This is a genomic window from candidate division KSB1 bacterium (assembly GCA_034505495.1).
Lineage (GTDB): Bacteria > Zhuqueibacterota > Zhuqueibacteria > Residuimicrobiales > Krinioviventaceae > Fontimicrobium_A.
In genome coordinates this window covers 89,978-97,298 of the sequence record JAPDQV010000010.1, presented here as the reverse complement: position 1 = coordinate 97,298, position 7,321 = coordinate 89,978, and the positions used below count along the sequence as shown (strand labels likewise).

Below are 7,321 nucleotides of genomic sequence, written 5' to 3'. Positions count from 1 at the left end.
AGGCAACCTCTTCCAAGGCAATGCTCTCTTTTGTTCGAAAAACGAATCAGAATACTCTATGTTTCACCCTAAAATTTAAATAACTATTAATTTTTTTCCAAGTTGTGATTGTTGGTTCTTATTTTGTACTTGCGATTGAGAGCATCGTTGCTAAATTAAAAAAAAGCCGAATTCAGGGATATCGATGAGCCGATGGAAACGTGCGAACGTGCTGTTTTTTCTTTTACCGTTGATTGCGGCCTGCACCAGGCCGCCGCATCGGCAGTCCGCTTTTGATCCTGCAGCGTCGGAAGCAGCCTATCAGCAGGGCATAGAATTCCTGCAACGAGAGGATCATCAGAACGCGGCAATCGCCTTTCAACGAGCCCTTAAGGCAAATCCTAACCATGCGGAAGCTCTTGCCGGTTTGGCCTATCTTTCGGCATTACGGGGAGAGGGAGAAAAGGCGGTAGAGGCTGTGGAAAAAGCTGCGGCGAAGAACAGCCGCTCCCTCGACGTGCAGATGATGCGCGGCAAGGTTTACCTGCTGGTCAAGCCGAACCGCTGGACGGACAAGGCGGCCGCTGCTTTCGAGGCCGTGCTGGCCGCTTCGCCGGACAATCAGGAAGCGCGCTTTTATAGAGCCGAAATTTTCTTTCAGCTAGGTGACTATGCAAAGGCCGCCGACGGCTTTCGCGCGGTTCGAGAGGGGCGATTTGCGGAAACGGCACGTGAGCGTCTGCGGTTCATTTCGGCGCGGATTGCGGCTTCGCCTCGCACCCCGTACGGCGACGGGCTTTTACAAAAAGAGGCTCTGACGCGCGCCGATTTGGCCGTCCTGCTGATCCGAGAACTCGGCATTGATCGTTTGATCGCAAAGCGCAATCCGAATCCGGCGCGCAGCACCACCACTCAAGCGCCATCGAACGTACCGATCGTCGATATTGCCGGCCTCAAGGAAGAACTTGAGATTCGCACGATCGTCGGATTGGGAGTTATGAGCGTCTATCCTGACCGTTGTTTTCGACCTTTCGAGGTGGTTACTAGGATGGATGCCGCCTTGATTTTTCAACAGGCTCTCATTTTGATCACCGGCGACCGAGCTCTCGATACGGCATATCTCAACAGCGGTAAACGATTTATCGACGTCAAACCTTCACATTACGGATACAATGCTGTGTGCCTTATGACCGAACGCGGCATTATGAGCACTATTGAAGATGCCTTTGCTCCTAATCGACCCTTAAGCGGGATCGAGGCGCTGACTGCTATCCGCAAACTGGAGGGTTTTTAGCGGTCGCCTTGTGCCGTCGGTATAAACACCGCTTTAATCTGGCCGATCTTTTTCTTACATTTCAATGCAAAAGGTAAACACGTGAAGATTGTCGGTGTTCGAAAAAACAGCATTGCGCATAAAGTCGGGATAAAAATCGGCGATGAATTGATTGCCGTCAACGGCCGAAAGGTGGAGGACGAGATCGATTATCGTTTCTATGCTCAAGAAGAGGAGCTGACGCTGGAAATTCGCCGCAACGGCGAGACGACAATTTACGAGATTGAAGCGGGCGGCGAGGATTTAGGGCTTTGGTTCGAAGAGATGCAGTGCCGCTCTTGCGGCAATCGCTGCATCTTTTGCTTTGTCGATCAAAATCCACCCGGCGTTCGCCCGACACTCTTGTTCAAGGATGAAGACTTTCGGCTCTCTTTTCTGCATGGAAGCTATGTTACTTTGACCAATCTATCGCGGCGCCAACTGCAGCGCATCGTCGAACAGCGCCTGTCGCCGCTGTATATAAGCGTTCATGCAGTCGATGCCGATTTGCGACGCCGAATGCTGGGGCTGCGTCGGGACGATCGTCTGCTCGACAAGATTGCCTTTCTGGCGGAGCATCGCATCGAGATGCAGACGCAGATTGTTCTTTGTCCCGGCTGGAACGACGGCGCCGCGCTCGACGAGACGATCGAAACGCTGGCAGGCTTTTTTCCGTGGATCGCCGGCATCGCCGTGGTGCCGGTCGGTTTGACGAAGTACCGTGATAAGCTCGTGCCGCTGCGGCCGGTTTCCGAACAGGATGCCGTGCAGATTCTCAGCCGACTGAATGAAAAGGGAGCGCTATTCAAACGGAAATACGGCAAGCGGCTGGTCTATCCGGCCGACGAGTTCTTTCTTTTAGCCGGAGAAAAGGTCCCCGACGCTGATTACTATGACGACTTTCCGCAGATCGAAAACGGCGTGGGCATGGTGCGCCGCTTGCTCGATGAGTTTGATCTGGATTCGCAGCATTTACCCGCTGCGATTCGGCCGACCGTTTTTGAAATCGTGACCGGCAAAATGGCGGCGCCGATTTTGGCGGAATACGTCGTGCCTCAACTCGAGCGCGTGACGGGATGTACGGTCCGTCTGCAGGCGATCGAGAACTGTTTCTTCGGCGGCAACGTGGCGGTTTCCGGTTTGCTCACCGGCGGCGACATTGCCGAACAGTTGGCAGGAACGCCGCGCGGCGATCGGGTCATTTTACCGCCGAACTGTCTCAACGACGACGGTCTTTTCCTCGACGACTGGACAGTCCCCCGACTTGAGAAAACACTCGGACGCCCCGTGCAACAAATTCACGACAGCTTTTTGGAATTGTTCGAGCAGGTATGAAAAAACCGATTGTGGCTATTATCGGCCGACCGAACGTCGGCAAATCGACGCTTTTCAACCGCATTATCCGCCGTCGCGAAGCGATTGTCGATGACACGCCGGGCTTGACGCGTGACCGCAAGCAGGCCGCGGCAGAGTGGGCCGGCGTTGAATTCGATCTGCTCGATACCGGCGGCTATGTGCCGTTCTCGGACGATGTTTTCGAGCGCGCCATACGCCGGCAGGTCGAATTGGCGCTGAACGAAGCCGATTTGGCCGTGCTGCTGTGCGACGTAACCGACGGGGTGACGCCGCTGGACCTCGAAATTGCCGAAATGGTGCGCCGTTCCGGCGTTTCATCGCTTGTCGCCGTCAACAAGGTGGATAATGAAAAGCGCGAGGCGGACGTTGCCGAATTCTTTCAGTTGGGCTTGGGCGAACCGTCCGCCATCTCGGCCATGGCCGGACGGGCAATCGGCGATTTTCTCGACCGCGTCGTTCATCTTTTGCCTCAGCGAGCAGCGGCAGCCGAAGAACTGCCCGAGATGCGCCTGGCGATCGTCGGCCGCCCCAATGTCGGAAAATCTTCCTTGGTCAATGCGCTGCTCGGTCAGGAAAAGATGATCGTCACCGAGATTGCCGGAACGACGCGCGACGCTGTAGACTCGATACTGCGCTACTACGGCAGAAGCATCGTGCTGGTCGATACGGCCGGTCTGCGCAAGCGCTCGCGCATCAAGGAGGATATTGAATATTTCAGCACTCTGCGCACTGCCGAAGCGCTCCGACGGTGCGACGTTGCCGTCGTGCTCGTCGATGCGGTCGAAGGGCTTACCGATCAGGACAAGTCGATCATCGGCAACGCTCTAAGTCTGGGTAAGGGAGTCGTCGTAGCCGTCAATAAATGGGATCTCGTCGAAAAAGACACAAACACGGCGCGACATTTTGAAATGACCATGCGCGAAGAGTTGCGGGATTTGCGCTTTTTGCCGATTCTCTTCATCTCCGCCGTGACCAAACAGCGCATCTTTAAGGTCATCGACGTCGCCCTTTCGGTGCATCAGGAGCGGCAGAAACGCCTGGCGACCGGCGACCTGAACCGCTGTCTACAGGATGCCGTGGCCGAAAACCATCCGCCCGCTTACGGCAGCAAGTGGATCAAGATCAATTATGCGACGCAGGTTAAAAGCGCACCGCCGACTTTTATCTTTTTCACCAACGAGCCGCGCGGTATCAAGAGCAATTATCGCCATTATTTAGAAAACAAGTTGCGCGAACGGTTCGGCTTTTTCGGCGTGCCGATTCGAATGGTTTTCCGTAAAAAGAACAAGTGATGACTTATGAACGCACTACGCTCCAGTCTTTTGATTGTTTTCGGCCTGCTCGTGCTCAGTACGGATGGGCGATCCGAACCGAAACAGCCTACGGTCTATGAAGCTCTCGAAGCCGATTATCGGCAGGGGTACTTGACGGAGGCTCAGTATACTGCCTATCAACTGCTTGCAATTCGGCGGTCGGAAGCGCTGCCGGAAGCTTATCGCGCTACGGAGCAGCCGATCGTGCGCCTTGGGACCGGGCTGGCCATGAGGGCAAGGCAGCTTTTGACGACGGCGGCGGGGGAGGATCAACGGCTCTTGCAGCAGGCGCTCAGCCGGCCGATCCAGCTGCCGTTCAGCAGATTATCGGCTTCGAAAAAATTTCGCCTGCATTACGCGCTCGAAGGGCCGGATGCGGTTGCCGATGCCTTTCTGATCCAGGCAGCCGAAGCCTTTGATCGGGCTTATTATCTGATCGTCGAGGAATTGGGTTATCCGGCGCCGCCACCCGATCCCGTCGACGGCCCGGAATACGATGTCTATATCCACAACATCGGCGATTACGGTTTTTCGACGCCTGAGGAACCGAGCGGATCGGCGGACTTTCCCTACGGTTACACCAGTTTTGTGCAGATCGATAATGATTTCATCAACACCTACACCAAAGGCATCGACGGCATGAAGGTGACGGCGGCGCACGAATTTTTTCACATGGTACAGCTCGGCATGCGCACCTTTACCTCCACCCGCCTGGACACCCGTTGGTTCTATGAAGCCTGCGCCTCGTGGATGGAGGACGTCGCTTATGATGAGATCAACGACTATTTGCAGTATCTGCCGCATTATCTCAATCATTTGGATGAAGGAATCTATACCTTCAACGGCATTCATGAATATGGAACTGCGCTCTTCTTGCACATGCTCGAAAAAAAGTATGAAAGGTCGATCGTGCGAAATCTGTGGGAGAAATTTGCCGGCGAAGAGCTTTATGATGCGATAGATCAAGTTCTGCAGCGACGGAACAGCAGCTTGGCAAACGAACTCATGGACCACTTGGTGTGGAACTATTTTACCGGCAGCCGCGCCGACACCGTACAATACTATTCGGAAGGCGCCGATTATCCCGAACTCAAACCGAACCTGACGCAGGACCTGCAGCAGACCCTTTCCTTCAGCGATGAGACGCAGTTGTTGAGCGGCCGCTACGTGCGGGTCAATGTTCAGAATTTTGGCGACCTAAGCGTACAGCCGCAGTTCGCCTCGCCGCATCGCTGGCGCTACGCGATCATTTCCAAGACGGTCAATCTGCCGGCGGAAATCCACGGCGGTGTAGGAAATGAGGCTTCGATGATTGCTGATCTGAGTGCCTCCTCCGAGATTATGGTCATCACGACCAATGTCGGTATTCCGGTAAACGACTTGAGGGTAAAGGAGAGCTATCAGTATCAGCTGACATTCGGCAAGACCAGCACGCTCCAAGCCGAGGTTCGCAAGATTTCTCCCAATCCTTTTGTGCCCGATCGCCACGATGAAAAGATACGCATCGACGTGCGACTGGTCGAGCGGGTGCGCGAGTTCTCGTGGTTCATCTTGGACGAAAACGGCCGTTCGGTGTATCGTGCCGATGTCCGCTTGGACTCTCAGAAATGCGGCGATTTTAGCTTTTGGTGGGACGGAAGAAGCAACGACGATGAACCCTTGCCGTCGGGTGTGTATATGGTGTTTATCCAGGCCGATCAGGCGGTTCGTCCGCAGAAATTTGTTCTTCTACGATAGCATCAATTATGATCCGTGACGTTTTACATTACGCTGAAATCCTAACTCTTTGCAAGGATGGTTCGCGATGACGAGGAGATCTTTTCTCAAAACGGGGGCAGCGGCTGCAGCTTTGAGTGCTTTTTCCTATGGAAGGGTGCTGGGGGCCAACGACACGGTGCGGGTCGGCATCATTGGTCTCAACAGTAAAGGTGCGGACCATATCGTATGGTTTCGCAAGCTTGCAGGCGTGCGCGTTGCAGCCCTATGCGATGTAGACCAGTCGATTTTGAATCGTGAAGCGGCAAAGCTGCATCAGCAGGGGGAAAGACCGGCGCTCTATCGCGATATGCGGCGACTGTTCGACGCCGTCGACATTGATGCGGTGGTGATCGCCACGCCCAACCATTGGCACACGCTGGCCGCCGTCTGGGCCATGCAGAGCGGCAAAGATGTCTATGTCGAAAAGCCCGTTTCTCACAACATTCGCGAAGGGCAAAAGTTGGTTCAGGCCGCCCGAAAATACAACCGCATTGTGCAGTCGGGTATGCAGAACCGCTCCGATATCTGTCTGCGGGCGGTTAAAGATTATCTCAAAGAAGGCCGACTTGGAAGAATTCTTTGGGCGCACGGCTTGTGGTTCAAGCGTCGCGACCCGATCGGCAAGACCGATGGTCCGGTGCCGATTCCGCCTGAGGTCGATTATGACCTTTGGTGCGGCCCGGCGCCGCTGCAGCCGCTAATGCGGCAGAATCTTCATTACGACTGGCATTGGTTTTGGGAAACCGGCAACGGCGACATGGCCAACCTGGGCGTACATCAAATCGACGATTGCCGTTTTCTTTGCGACTTGGTTGGTGCGCCGCGCCGCGTCGTCTCTTTGGGGGCGCGCTGGAATTTCGACGATGACGGACAGACGCCGAACACGCAGCTCGCCTGGTTCGAATACGACATTCCTTTGATCATCGAAATCCGCAATTTGCCGGTGAGCAAGGGCAGCACGGTTGAGGATCATGTACTTGGGGTGCGTGCAGGCGAAATTATCATGTGCGAGAACGGTTACTTTGCCGGCGGTCGCGGCGGCGGCTGGGTGTATGACCGCAGCGGCAAGCGCATCAAGCAGTTCCCCGGCGACGGCGGCGAAGGACATGCGGCCAACTTTATCGAGGCGGTGCGCAAACGCGACCGCTCGCTTTTGCACTCCGAAGCCGAGGAAGGACATTTTTCAGCGCTAGCTGCACATGTGGCCAACATCAGCTGGCGGTTAGGGCGCCGCTCGACTTTTGCTCAAGCCAAAACCGCATTGCAGAACTGCCCCCAGGCTCTCGAACGCCTCGAAAGCATAGAGGCGCATGTCGCGGCCAATGGAGTCGATTTGGAAAAAGAACCTCTGCGCCTCGGCGCAGTTCTCACTTTCGATCCGGTGAAACATGAATTCATCGGCGATATGAGTTACGAAGCCGACATGTTTCTTGACAGGATCTACCGAGAGCCCTTTCGCTTGCCGACAGTTCTTTAGCGCAAACTGAAAACCGTCCTTGCTCAACTGTTTTTTGCCGTTCTGTTGCCCGGATTGACAATTGTTGACTTGGCTGCAAGGTCCCGCTGAATTACATTCCTTAGAATTGTTACAATCTCGCGTAAA

At 54.8% G+C, this 7,321-nt stretch carries 5 protein-coding genes; all 5 read left to right on the top strand.

From position 1 onward, the window contains the following. The first annotated feature begins 184 nt into the window (after positions 1 to 184). Positions 185 to 1,273, top strand: a complete 1,089-nt coding sequence (locus ONB24_06475; protein ID MDZ7315750.1) for a tetratricopeptide repeat protein — start codon at positions 185 to 187, stop codon at positions 1,271 to 1,273. Positions 1,274 to 1,354: 81 nt separating this feature from the next. Continuing rightward, a complete protein-coding gene (locus ONB24_06470; protein MDZ7315749.1) occupies positions 1,355 to 2,626 on the top strand; it encodes a DUF512 domain-containing protein in 1,272 nt (423 codons plus the stop codon). Then, positions 2,623 to 3,939 (top strand): ribosome biogenesis GTPase Der, encoded by a 1,317-nt coding sequence (der, locus tag ONB24_06465; GenBank protein MDZ7315748.1) that lies wholly within the window; start codon positions 2,623 to 2,625, stop codon positions 3,937 to 3,939. The genes ONB24_06470 and der overlap by 4 nt, the downstream gene beginning before the upstream one ends. A 6-nt stretch (positions 3,940 to 3,945) precedes the next feature. Continuing rightward, on the top strand, positions 3,946 to 5,697 hold the full coding sequence (locus ONB24_06460; protein ID MDZ7315747.1) for a DUF6055 domain-containing protein: 1,752 nt from the start codon (positions 3,946 to 3,948) through the stop codon (positions 5,695 to 5,697). Positions 5,698 to 5,764: 67 nt separating this feature from the next. Beyond that, complete coding sequence (locus tag ONB24_06455) at positions 5,765 to 7,195, top strand: Gfo/Idh/MocA family oxidoreductase (GenBank protein ID MDZ7315746.1); 1,431 nt, start codon at positions 5,765 to 5,767, stop codon at positions 7,193 to 7,195. Positions 7,196 to 7,321: the final 126 nt, after the last annotated feature.

Bases quoted from the DNA above. Each gene is read 5' to 3' on its own strand.
- ONB24_06460 (MDZ7315747.1), top strand. From the start codon at position 3,946: ATGAACGCACTACGCTCCAGTCTTTTGATTGTTTTCGGCCTGCTCGTG.
- ONB24_06475 (MDZ7315750.1), top strand. From the start codon at position 185: ATGAGCCGATGGAAACGTGCGAACGTGCTGTTTTTTCTTTTACCGTTG.
- der (MDZ7315748.1), top strand. From the start codon at position 2,623: ATGAAAAAACCGATTGTGGCTATTATCGGCCGACCGAACGTCGGCAAA.
- ONB24_06455 (MDZ7315746.1), top strand. From the start codon at position 5,765: ATGACGAGGAGATCTTTTCTCAAAACGGGGGCAGCGGCTGCAGCTTTG.